The sequence below is a fragment of the Streptomyces himastatinicus ATCC 53653 genome (genome assembly GCF_000158915.1).
Lineage (GTDB): Bacteria > Actinomycetota > Actinomycetes > Streptomycetales > Streptomycetaceae > Streptomyces > Streptomyces himastatinicus.
The window spans coordinates 9,693,032-9,715,213 of record NZ_GG657754.1 but is presented as its reverse complement, the minus strand read 5'-3'; the positions used below and the strand labels follow the sequence as shown (position 1 = coordinate 9,715,213).

Here is a 22,182-nt window from a genome sequence, read left to right as displayed (position 1 = left end):
CGGGCCTGCGCGCGACGACCGCATACTTAAGTACGACACCGGGCGGCGCATGGCCGACTTCGGTCACCGCCCGGCCGACCTCGGCCCGATCCCCCGCCACCGGGCGCGCTCCTACGGTCGGGACATGACCTCGACTTCCTCCAAACCGCCCCTCGCGGCCGTGACCGATCTGCTCTGCTTCGTCCTCGTCGTCGGCGGTGGCAGTGGCCTGCTGTACGAATGGCTCGGCGTGAAGATCCGCGTCCTGGGGTTCGTGCGGTTCCTCGCCCCCGGTGGCTACGAGATCTACGCGTACATCGTGATGGTCGTCCTCGGGCTCATCGTGGGCGCGGCCGGTGACGCGGTCTTCCGGCGCGGCCGGGGCTGACGACCGTACCTACGTCAGCTGGCGCCGCACCAACTCGTGCAGCTTTCCGCCCTGCCTGGCCATCAGCTCGGCCGGGGCGCCCTGTTCGACGACCCGGCCCTCCTCCATGACGATCACGCGGTCGGCGTCCATGACGGTCGACAGCCGGTGGGCGATCACCAGTCGGCTCGCGTTGAGGCGGCGGGTGCTGTCGATGACGATGCGCTGGGTCTCGTTGTCGAGGGCGCTGGTGGCCTCGTCGAAGAAGAGGATGCGCGGGCGGCGGATGAGCGCCTGGGCGATCATCAGGCGCTGGCGCTGGCCGCCCGAGATGGCGCCGCTGCCGGAGATCATCGTGTGGAGTCCCATGGGCATCTGGCGGATGTCCTCGGCCAGGCCCGCGAGTTCGGCGGCCGCCATGGCCTCCTCGGGGGTGAACGGCTCGGCGCCGCGGATGCAGTCGAGCACGGTTCCGCCCAGCGGCTGCGCGTTCTGGAGCACCACCCCGCACTGGCGGCGCACGGCGGCCTGGTCGAGGGCGGTCAGGTCCTGGCCGTCGTAGAGCACACTGCCGGACACCGGCCGCTCGAAGCCGATGAGGAGCCGCAGCAGGGTGGACTTGCCGCAGCCGCTGGGGCCGACGACGGCCACGAACTCGCCCGGCCGGATCTCCAGGGACACATCGTCGAGGACCAGCGGCCCGTCGGCGCCGTACCGGAAGGTGACGTTTCTGGCCTGGAGCGCGCCGGAGAGGGGTCCGGGCTGGGCGCTGCCGCCGCGCACCTCGGGCGGCTCGTCCAGGATCGGCTTGACCTCCTCGAACATGGGCAGCACGGCGACCACCGAGACCAGCGAGTTGGTGAGCTGGGTGAGGGAGGTCAGCAGCATGGTGACGGAGGTGTTGAACGTCAGGAAGCCGCCCGCCGACATGCTGCCCCGCGCCGGACCGGCCAGCAGCAGGAACACCACCAGCGAGCACAGCGGAAGGTAGACGGCGTCGAGGACCTGGGTGAGGTTCTTGATGCGCCCGGTGCGCTGGTGGAGGTCGCGGGAGCGGGCGAAGCCGCGGGCCCAGGCCGCGTACGCGTAGTTCTCGGCCGCGGCGACCCGCAGCTTGGGCAGTCCGCGCAGGGTCTGGAACGCCTGGTTGTTGAGCTTGTTCTCGGTCTCCACCAGCCGCCGCTGCCAGCGCACCTGCCACAGGCCCATGGCGAAGAAGATGCCGCACACGACCAGCAGCATGCCCATCACGGCGAGCGCGAGCGGCACACTGAAGAACAGCAGCAGGCCGAGGTTCATCGCCCCGACGGTGCCCGCCTGGAGCACCACGGGGGCGGTGCCGGACAGCACCCGGCGCATGGTGCTGATGCCCATGGCCGCGCTGGCGAGTTCGCCGGTGGAGCGCTCCGCGAAGAACGTGGTGGGCAGCCGCAGCAACCGGTCCCAGACGGCGGGCTGGAGCGTGCTCTCCAGCCGTCCCTCCAGCCGCAGCAGGGTCAGGTTCTGGACCAGCAGGAAGGACGCGGCGACGACACTGGAGACGATCAGCGCCAGGGCGATCTGGACGATGGGGCTCTTCTCGGCGCGGGGGACGAACCCGCCGAGCACCTGACCGGTGGCGATCGGCACCAGGGCGCCCAGCGCCACCGTCACAAGACCGGCGGCGAACAGGCTGCGCAGGTCCGGCGCGGCGCCGCGGGCCGTGAAGCGCAGCAGCCGCCACATCGTCATCGGCCGCTCGGGCAGCGGGCGGTAGAACATCACGGCGCGCGGCTCGAACTCCTCCGCGGTGCCGCGGCCGATGCGTATCCGCAGGCCCGAGGCCGGGTTGACGGCCTCGTACCGGCCGCGCCGCCACAGCAGCGCCACCGGCGCCCCGGACAGGGCGCGGTAGCCCACCAGCGGTCCGGCGTCCTCGCGCCACCAGCGGCCCTCCAGCCGGACGGCGCGGGTGCGGATGCGGGCGTGGGCCGCGATGCGCTCCACGGGGTCCATGCGGTCGTCGGGGGCGGGGCCCTTGGGCGGTTCGGCGAGGGTGATCCCGGCGGCGTCCGCCACCGCCCGGCAGACCGCGTGCACGGCGTCGTCGGTGCTGTCGTCCGAGGCCCCGGGCGAGCGCCGCGGGCCGCCGATGGACGCGATGAGCGCCTCGTCGGCGCGCGAGCGTACGGCCTCACCGGCCCGGATACCGGCGGCCGTCCGGTCGGCGTGGGCCCGTTCCAGGGTGTCGATCCAGCGGTCCACGGTGGTGCCGAGCCGGTACTGCTGGTTGACCATCCGCTGCCACAGCGCGCCGTCGATCAGCAGGTCTCCGGCGGCCTGGGCGCTGTACTCGGCGCCGTAGCACACGCTGCCGGGCGGCACCGGGAGCCACAGCAGGTCCTCGTCGGCCGCCTCCTCGCCGGGCGACGCTCCCCCGTCCAGCGGGGCCTGGAACAGTACGCCGAGGCTGCGGCTGATGCCGAGCGCAACGGCGTGCTCCAGCGGCGTCGGGGCTTCCTGGAACCCGCCGTCGTCCGCGTACGCGCCCTCGGTCCCGTACGTGGTGTCGTACGGGGTGCCGTACGCGTCGTACCGCTCCGGCCGGTACAGCTCGCGCAGCGGGATGCGGCGCAGCGCGCAGTCCTGCGAGGGCCGCCCGAGCAGGGTGTGGCGCGGGCCCTCGACGGGCCCGGGAAGCGCGGCGCCCGTCTCCAGGCGGCCGAGGAAGTGCCACTGCCCCTCCTCGGCGGCGTCGACCGCGAAGAGGTCCAGGGCGCCCGCGACGACGAGCCAGAGCACCTGCGGGCCCTCCAGCGGGAGGCTGCGCAGCCCGGCGCCGTCGACCGGGGTGCCGAGGGCGCCCAGCGCCCGCACCACCGCGTCGCTCCCATCGGCGTCCACGGCCGCGGCCGGGTGTACGGACGCCATGTCAGTGCTCCTTCATCAACTCGGCGTACGGGCCTCCGGCGACCGCGAGGTCCTCGTGCCGTCCGCGTTCCACGACCGTGCCGCGGTCCAGGACGAGGATCTCGTCGCTGTCCCGGACGGTGCTGAGCCGGTGGGCGATCACCACGCACGCGCAGCCGCGGCGGCGCAGGCTGTCCATGACGGTCTGTTCGGTCTGCGCGTCCAGGGCGCTGGTCACCTCGTCCAGGACCAGCACGCTGGGGCGGCGGACCAGGGCCCGGGCGATCTCCAGCCGCTGCCGCTGTCCGCCCGAGAAGTTACGGCCGTCCTGCTCGACCCGGCAGTGGATCCCGCCGGGGCGGCGGGCGATGACGTCGTCGTAGAGTGCGGCGTCCCGCAGGGCGGCCACCACCGCGTCGTCCGGGATGGAGGGGTCCCACAGCGCCACGTTGTCCCGCACCGTTCCCTCGAACAGGAAGACGTCCTGGTCGACGAAGGACACCGAGGCGGCGAGCCGCCCGCGGGGGATGTCCTCCAGCCGCTGGCCGTCGATGCGGATGGCACCTTCCCACGGGCTGTAGAGGCCGGAGACCAGCCGGGACACGGTGGACTTGCCGCTGCCGGAGCCGCCGACCAGCGCCACCTGGCGGCCGGGGCCGACGGACAGCGAGAAGCCGCGCAGCAGCGGTTCGTCCAGCGGGTTGTAGCCGAAGGTGATGTCCTCCAGCGTCACATGGCCGGTGAGGCGGCGGGCGCCCTCGGCATCCGGCTGCCCCTCGTCGCGGGTGTGGAAGGTGTCCGCGGGGAAGCGCTCCACGTCGCCCAGCCGGGCCACGTCCGCGGAGAAGTCCTGGATGCGCCCGGCCACGCCGTTCAGCCGGGTGATGGGCGCGGTGAAGCGGGTGACCAGGCGCCTGGAAGGCCACCAGCAGCCCGACCGACAGATGGCCCTCGACGGCTCGCAGGCCACCGATCCACAGGATGAGCGCGCTGTTGAGGGTGGCGAGGGTGGGCGCCACCACGCCCAGGACCGCGCTCGGCACACCGAGACGCTGCTGTTCCTCCAGCGTGATGGCGTGCTGACCGGCCCAGCGGCGGAAGTAGCCGCTCTCGCCGCCGGTGGCCTTCATGGTCTCGATGAAGCTGGAGCCCGGTGTACGCGGTGGTGGTCAGCCGCGCGGTGTCGGCGCGCAGCTTCTGGGTGCGGGTGGCGCGCAGCCGTATCACGATGCGCATCGCGACCACGTTGAGCAGCGCGAGCCCGACGCCCACCAGGGTGAGCTGGGGGTCGTAGGTCCACAGCAGCAGGGCGTACAGCACCACCACGATCCCGTCGACCGCCGCCGCGGCCAGGTCGCGGGCGAGGGTCTCGGCGACGGTGTCGTTGGACCGCAGGCGCTGCACCAGGTCGGCGGGGCTGCGCTGGGCGAAGAACGTGACGGGCAGCCGCAGCAGATGGCGCAGGAACCGGGCGCTGCCGAGGGTGGAGGAGATGATGCGTCCGCGCAGCAGATTCGCCTGCTGGACGCCGGTCAGCACCGCGGTCAGCACCACCGCCACGGCCATGGACGCGAACAGCGGTGGCAGCATCGAGGTCTGGCCGCCGACGATGAAGGTGTCGATGAAGGTGCGGCTGAGCGCGGGCACCGCGGCGCCCACCGCCACCAGCAGCAGGCTGGCCAGCAGCGAGGCGACCAGGGTGCCGCCGGTGCCGCGCAGCCGCGCGGGCAGGGCGTTCAGGATGCCGGGCTTCCGTCCACCGCGGCTGAAGGAGGCATCGGGCTCGAAGACCAGGCAGATCCCGGTGAAGCTCGCTCCGAACTCCTCGGCGGAGACGAAGCGGCGCCCCTTGTCGGGGTCGTTGATGTGGACGCCGCGCTTGCCGAACCGCCGTCCCATGCCGTCGTAGACGACGTAGTGGTTGAACTCCCAGAACAGGATCGCCGGGGCCTGGACCTCGGCCAGCGCCTCGGGCTCCATCTGCATGCCCTTGGCGCGCAGCCCGTAACTGCGGGCGGCCTTCAGCACGTTGCTGGCGCGCGATCCGTCGCGGGAGACGCCGCAGGCGATCCGCAGCTCCTCCAGCGGTACGTGGCGTCCGTAGTGGGCGAGCACCATGGCGAGCGACGCGGCACCGCACTCCAGCGCCTCCATCTGGAGCACGGTGGGGGTGCGTACGGTCCGCCGCCCCGGCTTCTTCGGCCCGCTCCCGCGCCGCGGTGCGCGGCGGCGTCCGCGGGCCGGTTCGGGGCGGCGGCGTCCGCTGGTCCCGGCGGGTGCGGGGCGGGGCGGTCCGCCGCTCTCGTTCGTCGCGCCGGCCGGGTTCGGCGGATTCGTCGGGTTCGTCGCGGTCACGGGAGCAGCCAATCGACGGGGTGACGGTCGGCCAGGTGGATGGTGCCGGAGGCCAGGGTCATGGAGCCGAGGGCGAACGGCGGGCCCTTCGGCGAGGACCAGCGGTAGCCGGAGCGGGTGGCGGAGGAACGGTCGAGGCGTACCGCCACCGCGACCGGCGGGCCCTGCTTCGAGAACTCCTCGCCGAGCTGGGCGCTGCCGAGGAAGGAGCCGATCTGTTTGCGCGACTGGGCGGTCCGGCCGACCGCCTGGACATGGCCGCGCAGCACGCCGTACGTCCCGGAGGGCGCCGACTGCACATCGAGGTCGACCGTGGCGCCCGCGGGCACCGACGCCGCCCGGTCCGCCGGTACGTACAGGGTCGCGGTCAGCGGGTCGCGGGAGTCGCGGACGCGCTCCACGGAGGCGACGTCCGCGCCGGTGTTGAGCACGGAGCCGATCGAGACCGACAGGGTGGTGAGGCGGCCGGCGGCGAGGGCGCGTACGAACGTGGCTCCTCCGCCGGGGTTACGGACCTTCACCAGCGGGGCGCCCGCCCGCACCGTGCTGCCCTCCTTGGCGAGCACGGCGGTGACCTGTCCCCTGACCGGGCTCTGGAGCACATAGCTGCCCTGGCCGTGGGTGAGGATGCCGGAGGCACCCAGGGTGTCCCCCACGGTGCCGGTCACGGCCCAGACGGCGGCCGCGGCCATGGCGACGAGGGTGACCGCCAGCGCGAGCCAGCCCTGGGGGCGGGCGTAGCGGACCGGCAGGTCGATGTCGTCTGCCGACTGGAGCTTGGAAAGGGCCTGCTGGCGGAACTGCACGGGAGTCTTTTCTCAACCGGCCGGGGGGCGCGAGGGAACGGGTCGGGTGCGCGGTCCGGGCGGCCCGTACGACGGGTGCCGGGGAACCGCGCATGCCCCGGGCCAGGCAGGCCCGGGGCATGGGGTGGACGCGGTGGTCTCAGAGACCCGCGACCGTGCCGACGATGCCGGAGGTGTTCAGGCCGGTCGCGCCGTCGACGGTGCCGGTGACGGTGCCCACGGCGCCGGTGACCGGGCCGGTGACGGGACCGGTGACGGACTGCACGGTGCCCAGGGCGTCGCCCACAGCCCCGAGACCGCCGGCCACGTTGTCCAGCTCAGCGTCGGAGATCTCCTGGGTCGCGACCTTGGGTGCGTTGTTCATTACTGCGTCTCCCTTGGATACGTATCTCGAAATGAGCTTGTAACGGCCAGTAGTTGCCGAAATGCATCGGCTCCCACGTCGGCCAACCGCGGCACGTTCCCGCGCTTCCCGGAAACCGGGTTCCCGGGAACGTCTCGGCGCGGAAGGATGTAACCACGCCCGCTCGACACCTTCGAATCGCGGTGCATCCGGAACTACGCATTCCGCCAACTTTCCGATCACATGGCGTGCACACCTGCCCACGTCACCGGCACTGTCCCGGCACACCAGCGTCATAACTCGCGCGGCGTCGCCCTTCACCTCCGGGCGGAAATCCGCGCATTCCCGGGCGCGGCCGCCGCACACCGTGATCGCGCGGCGCCGGCGACGTGCGCTACACGCGACTTCTGTGGAATGGATGTGCCGATCACTTGAAGAACTGCCGACCTCCGGTCGTATTTCGCGGCCGTCGGCGGAACGTCGATCCGTTACGTGTGACGGACGATTCCGGGGGTACTCGTCGATCACCCTTGTGCCTACGCGCATGCCGGACCGTGGAGTCGCCGACCGAGGAGCCGCCGTGAGGATTGGCGTATCGACCTTCGTGACCGACCAGGGCATCGGGCCCGCCGCCCTGGGGCGCGCCCTCGAGGAGCGGGGGTTCGACTCACTCTTCATCGCCGAGCACAGCCACATCCCCGTGGAACGCCGCTCGCCCTACCCGGGCGGTGGCGAACTGCCGGAGATCTACTACCGCACCCTCGACCCCTTCGTGACGCTGAGCGTCATCGCCGGGGTCACCACCCGGCTGCTGCTGGGGACCGGGGTCGCCCTGGTGGCACAGCGGGACCCGATCATCACGGCGCAGGAGGTGGCCTCCCTCGACGTGGTCTCCGGCGGGCGGGCCGTCTTCGGGGTGGGCGTCGGATGGAACCGCGAGGAGATGGAGAACCACGGTACCGACCCGTCCACGCGCGGCCGTCTGGTGGACGAGCGGCTGGAGGCGATCGTTCAGCTGTGGACGAAGGAGAAGGCGGAGTACCACGGCGAGTTCGTGAACTTCGACCCCGTCTACCAGTGGCCCAAGCCCGTCCAGCGTCCGCATCCGCCGGTCTACGTGGGCGGCGGCGAGGCCGCGTTCCCCCGGATCGCCGCGCACGGCGACGCGTGGCTGGCCAACAGCGTGCCGCCCGACGGGCTGGCCCCGCAGATCGAGCGGCTGCGGCAGGTGGCAGGCCGGGACGTGCCGGTGACGGTGTACGCGGTGCCCGACACCGCCGAGGCGCTGGAGGGGTATCGGCGGCTCGGCGTGGACCGGGTGCTGCTGTACCTGCCGACGAAGCCGGAGGGCGAGACGCTCGCCCACCTCGACACGATGGCCGCACTCGCCGAGCGGTTCCGCAGCTAGGGCCGCTGCTGCCGGGCCGCCTCGGTGTCCCGTTCCAGGGGCGCCCGGTCCATGGCGGTCGCCAGCTGGTCCAGGGACCGTACGAGCAGCTCCGCCCCGCTCTGGACCACCGCCTCCGCGGTGCTGTCGGTTTCCCAGTCGACCAGGGCCTCCTTGGTCCGGTCCCAGCGCGGTCTGCGCCGTTCCCGCACCTGGCGCGCCGCCCGCTCGGTGTCCGCCGCCAGCGCGTCGGCGAACCGGGCGGCTCCGGGCACCGGCCGTGCGCCACGCTGCGGCAGATGGGTCTCCAGCAACATCGCCGCCTGCCCGAACGCCTCCAGCGCCGCCTGCGCCTCCTCCGCCTGCGCCCGGGTCAGCCCCCGGTGGCGCACGGGCTCCCGCTTGGCCCGGTCGAGGGCCTCGTTCCACGCGGCGTGCGCCGTACGGTCGGCGAGCAGGGTGCGCCGTACGTCCGTGGCGGGCAGCTCACCGGGCTCGGCGTAGCCGCGAACCACCGCCGCCGCGTACCGGCCGCTCGCGGCGAGCCAGTCCGCGAGCCGGTCCAGCATCCGCGGTGTCTCCCAGGCCGGGAAGGCCACGTACGCGAGCATCGCGAGCACCCCGCCCAGCAGGGTGAGCAGGACCCGGTCCGGCACGGTCTGGTGCCACCCCTCGCCGCCCATCCCGAGCAGGAGGACGGCGTACGCGGCCGAGGTGCACTGCGAGGCCGCGTATCCGGTGCGCATCAGCAGATACGTCAGGGGCGGCGGCGATCACGGCCAGCCCGCCGGACAGATACGCGTCCGGGTGGGTCAGCTGCACCGCGCCGGTGGCCAGCGCGACGCCCACCAGCGTGCCCGCGAAGCGGGCCACGGCCCGGGAGTAGGTGCGGTGGAAGTCCGGCCGCATCACCATCACGGAGGTGACCGGGGCCCAGTAGCCGTGGCCGAGCGGAAGCGCGCTGCCGAGCACATAGCCGAGACAGGCCACCGCGGCGAGCCGCAGGGCGTGCCGGAGGACGGGCGAGTCGCCGCGCAGCTCGCGGCGCATCGCGCGCAGCACGATCGGCACCAGCTGGAACACCGTCGGCCGCAGCAGTGGCGGCGCCTCGTCCGCGCCGGAGGTGGGGCCCAGCCCCCTGCCGCTGCTGTCGGCGATCTCCAGCACCTCGGTGAGCAGGTACGACAGCTGGACCGCGGCCCGGCGCGCGGGCCCCTCCAGGGGCTCCTCCGCGCCGCCCTCGTCGGTCTCTTCGGCCCCGTCCTCGTCGTCGATCCGCAGGGTCTCCCTGGTCGCGGACGGCACCTCGGCGGGGGCGCCGCGGCGGATCGACCGGGCAGCGGCGTCCAGGACGTCGGCGGCCGCGTCGAGCAGCTCCCGCGCCCGGTCCCGGCCCGGTCCCTCGGCGGGCGCGCCGACCCGGGGGTCGGCGAGGGCGGCGAGGGCGGGACGGATGCGTTCGGCCAGCCCCCGCGGGCCGTGCAGGGCGGCAGGGCGCCGGCGTGCCTGTGAGGGCGTGACGGCGGCGGCGCTCCGGGCCGTGATCATCGGCTCCGGGTCGAACGGCGCCACCGGGTCCTCCCGCAGCCGCCTTGCGTAGTCCGCCACCGCGGCCAGGGCGTCGGCCAGCGCGTCCCGGTGCCTCCCCCATCGGCGGATCGGGAACAGGAAGATCAGCACCGCCTGCGCCACGCCGCCGAACGCGATGACCGCCGCGTGTTCCAGGGCCTCCATGACACCGGTGGGCAGCGTGATGGTGAGCAGCATCATGGCGACGGTCGTCGTCGCCACGATCCCGGCGGTCGGCCCCGCCGCCCAGGCCATCCCGGCGAGGAACGCCCAGACGGCGAGCAGCAGCAGGAAGAGCGCCAGATGGGACATCGCGAGATAGCCCACGAAGGTGCTGAGCCCGAGCCCGGCCCCCGCGACCAGCGCGATCACCTTGCGCGGCCGCCAGCTGCGCTGGAACGTCGATGTACCGGCCGAGAAGGCGCCGAACGCGGCGGACGCGGCGTAGGACGGGGAGGCGGTCCACAGCGAGAGCCCGATCACGATCGCCACTCCGGCCGCCGCCCGCAGCGCGGCCAGCGGTTCGAGCCGGGCGCGCTCGATCGTCAGCCCGGAACGCACGATGTCCATCAGCGACCGCGGCCACGTCACACAGCCGAGCCTAGGCGGAAGTGGCGGGGGCGCACGTCAGCCGGGTTCCACCCCCGCCACCAGCGGCGCAGCACCTTCTCGGCGGTTTTGCGCCGACGGCGAACTGCTCGTCCCGGTCGGCGGGCACACCGCGGTCGCTCGCGGTCTCCCCGGTGGTGTGCATCGCGGAGTCGCGGACGCCGTCCTGGTCTGCCGCAGATAGCCGCGGGCCTCGTGGCGGTCGTAGTCGTCGGTGTTTCAGGCGGGCAGGGTGCGGCGCGGGCGGAGCGGGCCGGGAACGGCGGCAGTCCGGATGCGTTGGCCACCAGCACCACCCCGTTCCGGGTCGGCGACTGGTCCGAGGTCCGGGTGCGCCAGCACGGGCCGGAACGCCCGTACCCGGCGGGCAGCGTGGGCGCCTACCGTTCGGACCGTACGACCGCGACGGCGAGCGGGGCCAGTTCGACGGCCCCGTCCGTCTCCGTCCCGGAGACCAGGTCGATCCCGTCCACGGTGAGGGGGACGCGGACGGTCTCCGTGGCCCGCCGGGTCGCCTCCAGATGGGCCGGGGCATGGTCGAGGAGCGGTGAGACGCCCGCGGCGGACACGGCGTCGAGCAGGGTGTCGCGCAGCGCGGTGGCCTCCAGACGAGTGCCGATGTAGACGACGCGCCCCCGGCCGACCGTCAGTCGTTGCGCGGCAGGCCGTTCGTCTCGGTCAGCCCCCACCAGGCGTTCCAGTCGAAGAGCACGGCGATGTCGGCGTGTGCGGTGGTGCCCGCGGCTTCGGCGATCCGCGGCAGTTCGGTGCCGAGTGCCTCGATCTCCTGCCAGGTGCGGGAGCCGGTGCCGGAGTGCGGCAGCATCGCGGAGTGGAACCGCTCGTGGCCGCCGCGGCTGGCGCGCCACTGGAAGTACAGGACGCTGTCGGCGCCGTGGGCGAGCGCCTGGTAGGAGCCCAGCCGCATCCGGCCGGGCCGCTTGACGTTGTTGACCTTCTACGGGGCCGGGATGTCGTCGCGGTAGGAGCGGACGTTGTCGCCATCCATACGGACGCAGTCGAGGTTGGCGTCCGAGACGAACCGCTTGAAGCCCAGTCGGCGGGTGGGATTGGACCACGTCCCCGGCACCTCGGACGGGTCGATCTGGTCCCAGGAGGTTTGACTTGCTCCTCGGGCTGGCCCGAGGATTCTGGCCTTCTCTCTCGGTGCTGTGCCGCTACGCCGCACGGCCTTCGGGAGGGAATCCGTGGCTTCCTGCTTCGTTGCGCTGCGCCAGAACGAGTTCTGGTCTTATCGGCGCTCCACAGGCTGATACCGCCAGTCCGGCGGCCCTTTTCACGTTGCGTGCGGAGTTGATGTCCCGGTCGAGGAGGGCTCCGCAAGCGGGGCAAGTCCATTCCCGGATGTGGAGGGGTTTAGGGCCATCCACATGGCCGCAGTACGAGCAAGTCCGGCTGGTCGGCACGAACCGGCCAACCTTGGTCAGGGTGCGTCCGTACCGGTTGGCCTTGTAGACGAGCATGGCCACGAACTGTGACCAGCCCGCATCGTGCACACTCTTGGCCAATCTGGTGCGTGCCAGTGCGTTCACCGCCAGGTCCTCCATGCCGATGGCTTGGTTCTCGCGGATCAGCTTCGTGGAGAGCTGGTGGTGAAATTCACGGCGCGCGTCGGCGACTCGGGCATGCGCCCGGGCGACCTTCAGGCGGGCCTTCTCCCGGTTTTTGGATCCCTTCTGTTTGCGGGACAGCTCCCGCTGGGCCTGCTTCAGCTTCTTCTCCACGCGGCGCAAGAACCGCGGAGAGTCGATCTTCGTGCCATCGTCGAGGATCGTGAAGTGCGTCAGCCCCAGGTCGATGCCGACGGCCTGGCCGCTGTTAGGCATCCGGGTGGCGTCGGCAGCCGGGTCGGTGTCGATGGCGAAGGATGCGAAGTACCTCCCGGCCGCGTCCTTGACCACGGTGACGGAGGTGGGGGTAGTGGGCAGGGTGCGCGACCACGTCACCTTGACGGCCCCGATCTTCGGCAGGCTCAGCCGCCCGTTTCCGGTGACCGACCAGCGGGCATTGGCGGTGAACCGGATCGACTGCCGGGCGTCCTTGCGAGACTTGAACCTCGGCGCCCCCAGTCTGGGCCCCTTGCGCTCACCCTTGAGGGAGGCAAAGAAATTCTTGTAGGGCCGCCTCGGCATCACGCAGGGACTGCTGGAGCACAACCGCGGAGACCTCGCCCAACCAGGAGCGGGCCTCGGTCTGCTTGGCCCGGGTGATCAGGCGCGTAGACAACTCCCCGGCCTTCGGGAACCGGTCTCCTGCCGCTCTGGCGTCCTCACGGGCGCGCACGGCATCGTTGAACACGACGCGGGCGCACCCGAATGCCCGTGCCAACGCGTCGCGTTGGGCATGATCCGGGTACAGACGAAAGCTGTACCGAAGCCGCCGCGGTGTGGGCGCCGCCATCTCACGGACCTCGGCCACGAACGGATCGCACCGGTCTCCGGGCCGAGGGAACTGATCCTGATGCCGGGTGCGGTTCGGCGGCCCCGACGGCCTTCGTCACCGGCAACGACCTCCAGGGGCTCGGCGTGATCGAGGCGTGCGCCGAACGCGGGCTGCGCGTCCCCGGGGACGTCTCGGTCGTCGGGTTCGACGACATCGACGCCGCCGGGTCCGCCGCGCCCGCGCTGACCACGGTGCGTCAGCCCTTCGAGGACATGGCGGCCGAGACCGTACGGGTGCTCGGCGCCGTCACCGGTGAACCGGACCGGGCCCCGATCCGGCTCGACATGTCGGTCGACCTCGTCATCAGGAAGTCCACGGGCCCGGCCCGCCGGGACTGACGCCTTCGTAGCCCCCGCCCGTTACCGCGCCGGGGTGCCGCCGGGTCCGGAGCCGGACTTCACCACCGACGGCACCTTGGCGGCGGGGTCGAGGGTGTAGGGGTAGTACGTCTTGGGGTCGAAGGCGGTGCCGCCGCTCTCGTTGCGGCCGCTGGTGCCCACGAACGTGTTGCCCCGCTGGACGATCGAGGCGGTGGCGTCCTTGATGACGGGGTTCTTCATCCCCTCGAAGTAGCTGTTCTCCAGCACCATCTTGGTGTTGCCGCGTGAGTAGTTGCCGTAGGAGGAGTTGATGTCCGTACCCGGGGCGTCCTGGAGGTAGTTGTTGTACAGGTGCGCGTGCGCGATGTTGTCGGCGGACGGGTTGCGCTGCTCCGTCTCCCGGAACCAGTTGTGGTGGATGGTGATGTCGGCCGTGGTGTTCTCCGTCCAGCCGATGCCGAACGCCTTGTTGTGCGTTTCCAGCCGGTTCCAGGAGACCGTGAGGAACGTCGTGTCCTTGCGGCTGTCGATCAGACCGTCGGCCATGTGCTTCAGGTCGTTGTGATCGATCCACACATGGTGGGCGCCGTCCATCTGGATGGCGTCGAAGTCATGATCCTTGTCGTTCCACGTGCCCATGTACGAGTCGCGGATCGTCAGGTTGCGGATGATGACGTTGTGCACGCCCTGCCCGAGGAAGAAGCCGCCGCCGACGATCTCGCCTGCTGTCCCCTGGCCCACGATCGTCTTGTCCGAGGCGACCTTGATCTCCTTGCCCTTGGGGTCCATCGTGATGGCACCGGCCACCACGATGACGTACGGCTCGGCGGCCGTCGCGTACTTCTCCAGGTCGGCCAGGGTGCGCACCGTCACGGTCTTGCCGTCGCGGCCTCCGTACGTACCGTTCTGGCCGAGCGCGTTGACCGACGCGAACCCGTCGGCGACGCCGTCGGCCCAGGCCGCGGCCACCGGGCTCGTATCCGCCGGGCTCGTGTCCGCAGGGGAGCCGGATCCCTGGGGGGCGAGAGCGACCGTCAGGGCCACCGCCAGCGGCACCGCCCACACCACCGCACCCGGTCCGCGCCCGCCGTTTCCTCGTATGCGCCGCCACTGGGCCGCCATGACCACACCATCCTCAGCTCGGGGGAATCGTCCATGCGACTGTCGCCGCCGAGCGGGCAATGGTTGCCGGGGCCCCGTGCAGGGTTCCTCACCTCCGTGGACGGACGCCCATCGCGGGCAGCGGCGCCGGGTGCAGCGGCGTCGTGCGCCAGCGCGCGGTGAAGGTCCGGTCGGCCCTCGAACAGGTCACGTCGAGGTGGTGCGGGGTCTCCAGGAACGCGATGTCGGCCACGAAGGTGTCCGGGTCGGTCCAGCCGCCGTTCGCCGCCGTCGGGACCCGCTGGTCCGTGCCCTCCTGAACGTTCCACCCCGGGCCGTCGAGCCGCACATCGAGCCTGGAGGCGCCCTCCGCCAGGGAGACGGTCCACCCACCGTCGCCCTCGGCGGCGACGGTCACCTCCGCCAGCGCGGGCTGGTCCGCGCAAGCGCCGCCGGCCGGGGTGAAGGTCGTGGCCGCCCCGGCGTCCACCGCCGCGAACTTCTCGTACGTCGGCGGCAGTCGGAGGCCGTCGAGCCGCCGCCGCAGAGCCGCGTCGTCGTCCTCGCGGCCGTCGAGAGGCGCGGGGCCGAACGCCGGGAGCAGATGCCGCCATACGAGGTCCAGCACCGCCTGCATGTCCTCGGTGTCCGCGGTCATGGCGACCACCGCGTCGTGTTCGGGCAGCACCAGGCAGAACTGCCCGTACGCCCCGTCGCCCCGGTAGCCGTGGCGGGACCGCCAGAACTGGAACCCGTATCCCTGCTGCCAGTCGGGCTTGATGTCCGTGCCGTCGGCGTTGGTGATGTGCACCCGGGTCGCCTCGGCCACCCAGGAGGCGGGCAGCAGTTGGCGGCCCTCCCAGACCCCGTCGCCCAGGTACAGCAGGCCCAGCCGGGCGAGGGCGTCCGTGGTGGCGAACATGCCGCTGAAACCGAGGTCGCGGCCGGGCGGGCGCTGGAGCCAGGCCGTCTCCTCGATCCCCAGCGGGTCGAACAGCCGTGGCCGCAGATAGTCCGTGAGCGACTGCCCGGTCACGCGCTGGACGATCGCGGCGAGGCTGTACGTGGCGGGCTGGTTGTACGCGAAGACGGTACCGGGGTCGCGGTCGGGCGGGGTCAGCAGGAACCCGCGGACGGGCTCGGCCGGGTCGCGGGCGAACGCCTGCTCCCGGGTCTCGGTCAGATGCCCGCTGGCCATGGACGCGACGTGCCGGACGAGCATGGCCCGGCTGCGGGGGTCGGTGATGTCGGCGTCGAACTCGGGGAAGTAGGAGAGCACCGTGTCGTCCAGGCTCATCAGCCCTTCTGCCACCGCGAATCCGGCCGCCGTCGCCGTGAAGCTCTTGCTGATGGAGTAGAGCAGATGCGGCCGGTCCCGGGTGTACGGCGCCCACCAGCCGGAGGCGACCACATGCCCATGGCGCACGATCATCAGGCTGTGCGGCTCGATGCCGGGCGCCGCCTCCAGCGCGTCGAGGAACGCGCCGACACCGCGCGCGTCCACTCCCTTCGCGGCGGGTGTGCTCTCGGGCAGGGGTCGCGCGCTCCGAGCACTCATCGCGTCTCAATCCTCCGTATGCGGTGGGTCGTGCACGGCCGATGGTGCTGCGATCATCGACCAATCAGCAGCGCCGCGCCAGGGGTTTTCCGGCGGGGTGTGCGGCGGCGGGTACTCACACCGCCGGGGCCGCGGGCGGCGCGTCCATGGCGCCCGTCCTGAGGTGCGCGGCGCCCGAGCGCACCGCCCACGCGAACACCCCGAACGCGAGAGCGCCCACCGCGACCGTGTCGTACGGCGCCGGAAGACGGCCGGAACCGCCGAAGGTGCCGAGCCACGACAGCAGCGTCAGCGCGGCGAGGTGGAAGACCAGCCAGGCGCCGTGCCGCAGCTCGCCGAGGGCGGGGAGCCCTTCGGTGCCGCGCCGCTGGAGCAGGAAGAGCGGGACGCCGACCAGGACGAGGGGCAGGGCGAGCCGCAGGTCGTCCCAGCCGGACCAGAACACGAACTCGCTGGCCACGACGAAGCTGAGCGGTGCGATCCAGCGCACCCCCGGCACCTGCCCTTCCGCCCGGGGCACTCCCCGCTCCCGGTCGTGTGCCCGGAACACCGCGACGGCCACCGCCGAGGCCGCGTAGATGAGCAGATACATGTCGCCCATCACGCTCACGATGTCCTGCCAGCCACCGAACGGCAGCATGAAGATGACGATGACCGCGAGGTTGAGCAGCAGCGCCCGGCGTGCCATGCCGGACGCGGGGTCGATGCGCATGAAGAAGCGGGGCAGCAGCCCGTTCTTGGCCAGGGCGTAGGTGTGCCGGGCGTTGATCGCCACACCCACGTAGGCGGAGCCGCCGGGGGAGATCACGGCGTCCGCGTACAGCAGCGTGGCCAGCCAGTGCAGATTGAGGATGAGGGCGAGCTGACCGAACGGCGACTCGAAGTTGACGCCCTGCCAGCCGTCGCCCAGCGCGGAGTCCGGCACCGTGTAGAGGAACGCCAGCTGGAGCCCGAGGTAGACCAGCACGGCGAGGCCGATGCCGGTGAGCACAGCGGCCGGTACGGAACGGCGCGGATTGCGGGCCTCGCCGGAGAAGTCCAGCGGCGCCTGGAACCCGTTGACGGAGTACACGATGCCGCCGCCGGCGAGTGCGGTGAGGCAGGCCGCGTAGCCGTACGGGGCGAAACCGCCGTGTTCGGTGAGGCGCCCTGAGTGGGTGCCCGACAGGAACAGCGCGATCACGGTGACCACGGGGACGACGACCTTGAACACCGACACCAGGTTGTTGAGCCGGGCGAATATCCGCACGGCGAACCAGTTCAGCGCGGTGAGCACGACGCTCAGTGCGACGGCCACGCCGAGGCCCGGGAGGGTGAGGCGGCCGCCGTCGTAGAGCCCCGGCAGATAGTGCGCTGCGTACTGCATGATCGCGCTGATCTCCGCGGCGGTACCGCCGACGGACAGCACGACGGACCAGCCGACCATCGTGCCGACCAGCCGCCCGCTCGCGTACAGCGGCCACCGCACGGTGCCGCCGCCCTCCGGGCGGGTGGCGCCCAGCTCCACCATGACCAGGGCGATCAGGGCGCACAGCACACCCGCCGCGATCCAGGACAGCAGCGCGGCGGGCCCGGCGGTCTGGGCTGCGTAGAGGGCGGCGAACAGCCAGCCGGAGCCGAGGATGTTGGAGAACCCGATCGCGGTCAGGGCCCAGAACCCGAGGTCCTTGTGGAGTCTGCGTTCCTCGGCGAGCACCGCCGGGGCGGCGATGGACTCCGCTGGCTGGTTCTGCGGCACGTGGCACGTCTCCTCGGGTGGTGCGGTTGGTCGAAAAGCCCAGGGTGCCACGCCTGCCGCGGAGCGCGGTCGCCGGATGCCGTGTGACGTGCGGATACGGGCGAAAACGCCCGTGTCTCACCGGGTCGTACGGCGGCGCATCCTGAGCGGGGCGTAGACGAGGAGCGCCGCGAGGAAGGCGGCGTAGTACGCGAGGTCGGCGCCGTGCAGCGCGGCGGCCACCGGACCGGTGTACAGGGTGGTGTCCATGAACGGCACCGCCGCGGCGAAGGCGGCGCCGAACGCCAGCAGGGCGGGCCACCACGGCTGCGGGCGGGCGTTCTCGGTGGCCAGGTCGACCGGCGCGCCGCCCCGGGCCCGGGCGCGGACGAACCAGTCGACGGCCACGACCGCGACGAAGCCGGGGATCCAGTAGCCGACGAACAGCAGCACGTTCTGGAAGCGGGCGGTGGTGTCGGCGGCGTGCATCCACAGCACCAGCGGGAAGCCGAGCACGGCGGCGAGCGCCGCGGCCAGCGGACGCGGGATGCGGACACCGGCGGTCTGGAGGGCCAGGGAGCCGCTGTAGTCGTTCATGGCGTTGCTGCACAGCGCGGCGAGCGCCACGGCCAGCAGCCCGAACGCGCCGAGCGCCCCGCCGCCCAGCGCCGTATCGACGCCGCGGGCGGTCTGGTCGGTGAAGACGGAGGCGCCCCACAGCCCGAGCGCCTGGACGGCCACGAAGGACACGGTGACGCCGAGCAGCGTGCACCAGAACATACGGGGCCGGGAGGTGGCGCGGGGCAGATAGCGGCTGAAGTCGCTGGCGTACGGCGCCCACGACAGCGCCAGGCTCAGCGCGATGGTGCTGGTCAGGACGAAGGCGCCGAGGCGGTCGGCGCCGTGGGCGGACCCGGTGGCGGCGGGGTGGACGCCACCCAGCAGCTTGACGGCCAGGGCGGCGAACGCGGCGGCGAGGACGAACGTCATCAGCTTCTGCATCCGGTGGATGGCCTCGTAGCCCAGCACCCCGAGCGCCCCCTGCGCGGCCATCATGAGCAGCACGCCCAGCCAGAACGGCAGCCCGCACAGCCGGGCCAGCGCGTCACCGCCGAACAGGCCGATGAGCGCGTCCCAGGCGACCGACGACAGCCACTGGAGGACACCGGGCACGGCGACGGCCCGGCCGAACGCCAGCCGGGCGAGGGGCAGCTGCCCGGCGCCGGTCAGACTGCCCCAGGTGCCCAGGTAGGCGGTGGGCACGGCACCGATGAGGGTGCCCAGGACGACGGCGGCCAGCGCGGTGGCGAAGTCCAGGCCGAGGGAGATGCCGACGGTGCCGGTGAACACGCCGGTCATGGTCAGGTTCGGGGCGAACCACACGGTGAACAGGCGCCCCGGCCCGCCGTAGCGGTGGTTTTCCGGAACCGGCGCGATACCGCGCGCCTCGACGCGCAGATCGCCGGGCGCGGTGGGCATCCGCCCGTCGAAGACGGATTCCGCGCCGGTGGTCGCCGGGTCGGTGGCAGCATGCGGCATTGGCATCGATGACATCCCTCCGCCAGTGCTAACTGGTTCAGGTTCGACGGGTGTGATCTCAGCCCCGTGCGGGGCACCCCGTGTCGGTTGGAGCGACCCCAGGCTAACCCCTCGCCCCGTGACCCCGGGCCCGGGGGCGGGCCCGGGCCGGGAGCGCGTCCAGGAACAGCGCCCCGGCCAGCAGCACGGCGCTCCCCCGGGGCGCGATGCCCTGGGCGCGCAGCTCGGCGTCGAGGGCGGCGAGGGCGGCGGCGCCCTGCTCCGTCGCGGCGCCGCCCGCCTCCAGCACACCGCGCGCCCCGTCCTGCACCCGCCGCAGGGCGGGCGGCCCCGCCTGGTACAGCGGGCCGGTGTCCTGGAGCGTGCTCATCACGGTGAGCAGCGCGTCGAGCCGGGCCTGTGTCTCGGTGGCGCCCGCGGCCCGCGCCGTGGTGAGGGCGGCCAGGGCGCGGCGTACGTGCGGGAAGGCGGCCCGCGCCTCGCCGCGCGCGCCCGCCGCCCCGTAGGTGGCGGACACCTGCGAGCCCGCCGACGGCCTGCGCGGGGCGCCACGGTCGGCGTGGGCCGCGAGCTGCCGGGCGGTGGCCGTCAGTTCCTCGGTCGCGGCGCCGGGGTCCAGGGCGGCGGCCGCCACCAGCAGCCCCAGCACCCAGAGCGCGCCGTGGTGGAGACGGCCGGTGACCGGGCCGCCACCGGCCCGCGCCATGGTCCACTCGGCGCAGCGGCCGATGGCGCCCAGCTCCTCGCGGAGCGCACGCGTCGGCTCGCCGGGGCGCCGGGCCGCTGCGGCCATGGCCGCGAAGCCGGGCGCCAGCGACTTGGCCGACCAGCGCAGTGCGAGCAGATCGGTGCCGGTGGCGCGGGCCTGGAGGTCGCGGGTGTCCGCGAGGCCCGGTTTGGGGGTCAGTTCCGCCTGGGAGATCAGGGCTCGTACGGCGGTCTGCGCCAGTGCGTCGTCCGTGGAGCGCGTCGTGGGCATGCCCGGAGGGTAGTCGGCGAACCTTTCCCGGGCCTGGGTCGTTCCTGTGACCCCGCTGTGGGCGTCACGTATGACCCCGCTGTGGGCGTCACGTCAGTGCGATTCGCGGGCGACGAAGGAGCCACGGGTGCCGCTGAGGAAGTCCAGCCCGGCGCCGCGGTCGGCCTGTTCGACGTGGTCGCGGTAGATCTGCTCCCATCCGCCGGTGGCCGGTGGCGCGGCGGCGGTCACCGGTTGCCGTGCGGCGAGTTCCTCGTCGGGGACGTCCAGCTTCAGCAGCCGCCGCTCGATGTCCAGTTCTATCCAGTCGCCGGTCCGCACCAGACCCAGCGGGCCGCCCGCAGCGGACTCGGGCGCGATGTGCAGGACGACGGTGCCGAAGGCGGTGCCGCTCATCCGCGCGTCGCTGATCCGCACCATGTCCCGCACTCCGGCCCGGAGCACCGCGGGCGGCAGGGGCATGTTCCCCACCTCGGGCATGCCGGGGTAGCCGCGCGGTCCGCAGCCGCGCAGGACCAGGACATCGGACGCGTCGACGTCCAGGTCCGGGTCGTCGATCCGGGTACGGAAGTCCTCGATCCCGTCGAACACCACGGCGCGGCCCCGGTGGCGCAGCAGCTCGGGTGTCGCGGCGGCGGGCTTGATGACGGCTCCGTCGGGACAGAGGTTGCCGCGCAGCACGGCGAGCCCGGCTTGGTGGGCGATCGGCTCGTCCGCGGTGCGGATGACGGTGGTGTCGGTGCTGGTCAGGCCGGACAGCTGCTCGGTGAGGGGGCGGCCGGAGACGGTGACGGCCGGTTCCAGCTGATCCCTGATCTCCCCGAGGACGGCGTCCAGGCCACCGGCGCGGTGGAAGTCCTCCATGAGGTGGGATCCGGCGGGCTGCACATCGGCGAGCAGGGGGACGCCGCGGCCCGCGCGGTCGATGTCGTCCAGGCCGAAGTCCACCCCGACCCGGCGGGCGAGGGCCAGCAGATGGACGACCGCGTTGGTGGAGCCGCCGATGGCGGCCACCGCGCGCACCGCGTTCCGCAGCGCCTCCGCGGTCAGGACGGCGCTGGGCCGCAGGTTCTCGCGCACCATGTCGACGATGCGGTTGCCCGCGGCGTGGGACAGCTCCAGCAACCGGCTGTCGGGGGCCGGGAGCCCCGCGTTGCCGGGCAGGGTCATGCCCAGCGCCTCGGCCGCGCAGGCCATGGTGGACGCCGTGCCCATGGTGTTGCAGTGTCCCCGGCTGCGGATCATCGCCGACTCGGCGCGGCGCAGCTCGGAGCGGTCCATCCGGCCCGCCCGCACCTCCTCGCTCAGCTCCCACACCCCGGTGCCGCAGCCCAGCGCGCGCCCCTTCCACGCGCCGTTCAGCATGGGGCCGCCGGTGACCATCAGGGTGGGCAGATCGACCGAAGCGGCCCCCAGCAGCAGGGACGGTACGGTCTTGTCGCAGCCGCCGAGCAGGATCACACCGTCGACGGGGTTGGCCCGGATGAGTTCCTCGGTCACCATCGCGGCGAGGTCGCGGAAGAACATCGCGGTCGGGCGCAGCAGGGTCTCCCCCAGTGACGGCACCGGAAGCTCCAGCGGCACCCCGCCGTACTCCCACACCCCCCGTTTCACATGGTCGGCGATCTCGCGGAAGTGGCTGTTGCAGGGGGTGAGATCGGACCAGGTGTTGCAGATGACGATCTGCGGTCGTCCGTCGAAGGCGTGGTCGGGGAGGCCGCGCCGCATCCAGGCACGGTGGATGAACGCGTCGCGGGTGTCACCCTCGTACCACTGCCGCGACCGGTGCGTGCCACTCATACGAACCTTCCGATCTCTTCGACGATCCGTGCGGGGGAACGCTGCCCACCCCGGGTGGGTTTCAGGCCCGGCGCTGGGCGTCGTCCAGATAGTGGAGCACGGCGGCCACGCGCCGGTCGGTGCGGTCGGTGGGGGCCAGCCCGAGCTTGGCGAAGATGTTACGGATGTGCTTGTGGACGGCGCCTTCGGTGACCACGAGCCGCTCGGCGACGGCGGTGTTGCCGAGTCCCTCCGCCATCAGCGCCAGGACGACGCGCCCGCGCGGGCTGAGCCGGTCGAGATTGTTGTCGGGCCGGGTGCGGGCGAAGAGCTGCGCGACGACCTCGGGGTCGATGGCGGTGCCGCCGTCCGCCACCCGGTGCAGCGCGGTCATGTACTCCTCGACGCGGCCGACCCGTTCC

Annotated in this window: 15 protein-coding genes, 4 pseudogenes and 1 riboswitch; of the genes and pseudogenes, 3 read left to right on the top strand and 16 right to left on the bottom strand. The window is 72.6% G+C overall.

Annotated elements, in window-relative coordinates; genetic code table 11:
* The first annotated feature begins 124 nt into the window (after positions 1-124).
* Positions 125-367 (top strand): hypothetical protein, encoded by a 243-nt coding sequence (locus tag SSOG_RS41040; protein WP_039942598.1) that lies wholly within the window; start codon positions 125-127, stop codon positions 365-367.
* Between the two features lie 9 nt (positions 368-376).
* Here SSOG_RS41040 and SSOG_RS41035 read toward each other — a convergent pair whose 3' ends face one another.
* The 4 genes and pseudogenes from SSOG_RS41035 to SSOG_RS41020 all read right to left on the bottom strand — a co-directional run bounded on the left by SSOG_RS41035 (position 377) and on the right by SSOG_RS41020 (position 6,760).
* Complete coding sequence (locus SSOG_RS41035; protein WP_039939975.1) at positions 377-3,256, bottom strand: NHLP bacteriocin export ABC transporter permease/ATPase subunit; 2,880 nt, start codon at positions 3,254-3,256, stop codon at positions 377-379.
* Between the two features lies 1 nt (position 3,257).
* Positions 3,258-5,389 (bottom strand): annotated as a pseudogene (locus SSOG_RS41030) (NHLP family bacteriocin export ABC transporter peptidase/permease/ATPase subunit).
* Positions 5,390-5,586: 197 nt separating this feature from the next.
* On the bottom strand, positions 5,587-6,396 hold the full coding sequence (locus tag SSOG_RS41025) for an HlyD family efflux transporter periplasmic adaptor subunit (RefSeq protein ID WP_009720216.1): 810 nt from the start codon (positions 6,394-6,396) through the stop codon (positions 5,587-5,589).
* 139 nt (positions 6,397-6,535) lie between these two features.
* On the bottom strand, positions 6,536-6,760 hold the full coding sequence (locus SSOG_RS41020; protein WP_009720215.1) for a hypothetical protein: 225 nt from the start codon (positions 6,758-6,760) through the stop codon (positions 6,536-6,538).
* A 559-nt stretch (positions 6,761-7,319) separates the two neighbouring features.
* Here SSOG_RS41020 and SSOG_RS41015 point away from each other — a divergent pair.
* Entirely contained in the window at positions 7,320-8,147 is an 828-nt protein-coding gene (locus SSOG_RS41015; RefSeq protein ID WP_009720214.1) for an LLM class F420-dependent oxidoreductase, read from the top strand.
* Here the strand turns inward: SSOG_RS41015 and SSOG_RS41010 are convergent.
* The 5 genes and pseudogenes from SSOG_RS41010 to SSOG_RS40995 form a co-directional block, all read right to left on the bottom strand.
* Positions 8,144-10,286: pseudogene (locus tag SSOG_RS41010) on the bottom strand (FUSC family protein). The gene SSOG_RS41015 and the pseudogene SSOG_RS41010 sit on opposite strands and share 4 nt — an antisense overlap.
* Before the next feature lie 398 nt (positions 10,287-10,684).
* A complete protein-coding gene (locus tag SSOG_RS52800; protein ID WP_009720212.1) occupies positions 10,685-10,993 on the bottom strand; it encodes a hypothetical protein in 309 nt (102 codons plus the stop codon).
* Positions 10,951-11,232 (bottom strand): beta-galactosidase, encoded by a 282-nt coding sequence (locus SSOG_RS41000; RefSeq protein ID WP_009720211.1) that lies wholly within the window; start codon positions 11,230-11,232, stop codon positions 10,951-10,953. The genes SSOG_RS52800 and SSOG_RS41000 overlap by 43 nt, the downstream gene beginning before the upstream one ends.
* A gap of 30 nt (positions 11,233-11,262) precedes the next feature.
* Complete coding sequence (locus tag SSOG_RS54415) at positions 11,263-11,394, bottom strand: hypothetical protein (RefSeq protein ID WP_167542542.1); 132 nt, start codon at positions 11,392-11,394, stop codon at positions 11,263-11,265.
* A gap of 88 nt (positions 11,395-11,482) precedes the next feature.
* A pseudogene (locus tag SSOG_RS40995) lies at positions 11,483-12,725 on the bottom strand (RNA-guided endonuclease InsQ/TnpB family protein).
* Here SSOG_RS40995 and SSOG_RS49805 point away from each other — a divergent pair.
* The gene (locus tag SSOG_RS49805) at positions 12,641-13,105 is read left to right on the top strand and encodes a substrate-binding domain-containing protein (RefSeq protein ID WP_009720209.1); all 465 of its coding nucleotides are present in this window, start codon (positions 12,641-12,643) and stop codon (positions 13,103-13,105) included. The pseudogene SSOG_RS40995 and the gene SSOG_RS49805 overlap by 85 nt on opposite strands.
* A gap of 33 nt (positions 13,106-13,138) precedes the next feature.
* Here the strand turns inward: SSOG_RS49805 and SSOG_RS40985 are convergent.
* The 7 genes and pseudogenes from SSOG_RS40985 to SSOG_RS40955 all read right to left on the bottom strand — a co-directional run.
* Positions 13,139-14,209: pseudogene (locus SSOG_RS40985) on the bottom strand (pectate lyase family protein); the annotation flags it as partial.
* 88 nt (positions 14,210-14,297) lie between these two features.
* Positions 14,298-15,746, bottom strand: a complete 1,449-nt coding sequence (locus tag SSOG_RS40980) for a serine hydrolase domain-containing protein (RefSeq protein WP_039939964.1) — start codon at positions 15,744-15,746, stop codon at positions 14,298-14,300.
* 115 nt (positions 15,747-15,861) lie between these two features.
* Positions 15,862-17,484 carry an APC family permease gene (locus SSOG_RS40975; protein WP_039939963.1) on the bottom strand — a complete coding sequence of 541 codons (1,623 nt, stop codon included), beginning with the start codon at positions 17,482-17,484 and terminating at the stop codon, positions 15,862-15,864.
* Positions 17,485-17,601: 117 nt separating this feature from the next.
* A complete protein-coding gene (locus SSOG_RS40970) occupies positions 17,602-19,002 on the bottom strand; it encodes a purine-cytosine permease family protein (RefSeq protein WP_086015831.1) in 1,401 nt (466 codons plus the stop codon).
* Positions 19,000-19,093: riboswitch (TPP riboswitch) on the bottom strand. It overlaps the preceding gene by 3 nt.
* 12 nt (positions 19,094-19,105) lie before the next feature.
* Positions 19,106-19,981 carry a triphosphoribosyl-dephospho-CoA synthase gene (locus SSOG_RS40965; RefSeq protein ID WP_009720203.1) on the bottom strand — a complete coding sequence of 292 codons (876 nt, stop codon included), beginning with the start codon at positions 19,979-19,981 and terminating at the stop codon, positions 19,106-19,108.
* A gap of 93 nt (positions 19,982-20,074) precedes the next feature.
* The gene (locus SSOG_RS40960) at positions 20,075-21,781 is read right to left on the bottom strand and encodes an IlvD/Edd family dehydratase (RefSeq protein ID WP_009720202.1); all 1,707 of its coding nucleotides are present in this window, start codon (positions 21,779-21,781) and stop codon (positions 20,075-20,077) included.
* 61 nt (positions 21,782-21,842) lie between these two features.
* A partial coding sequence (locus tag SSOG_RS40955; protein WP_039939961.1) for a response regulator transcription factor occupies positions 21,843-22,182 on the bottom strand: 340 nt, incomplete at its 5' end.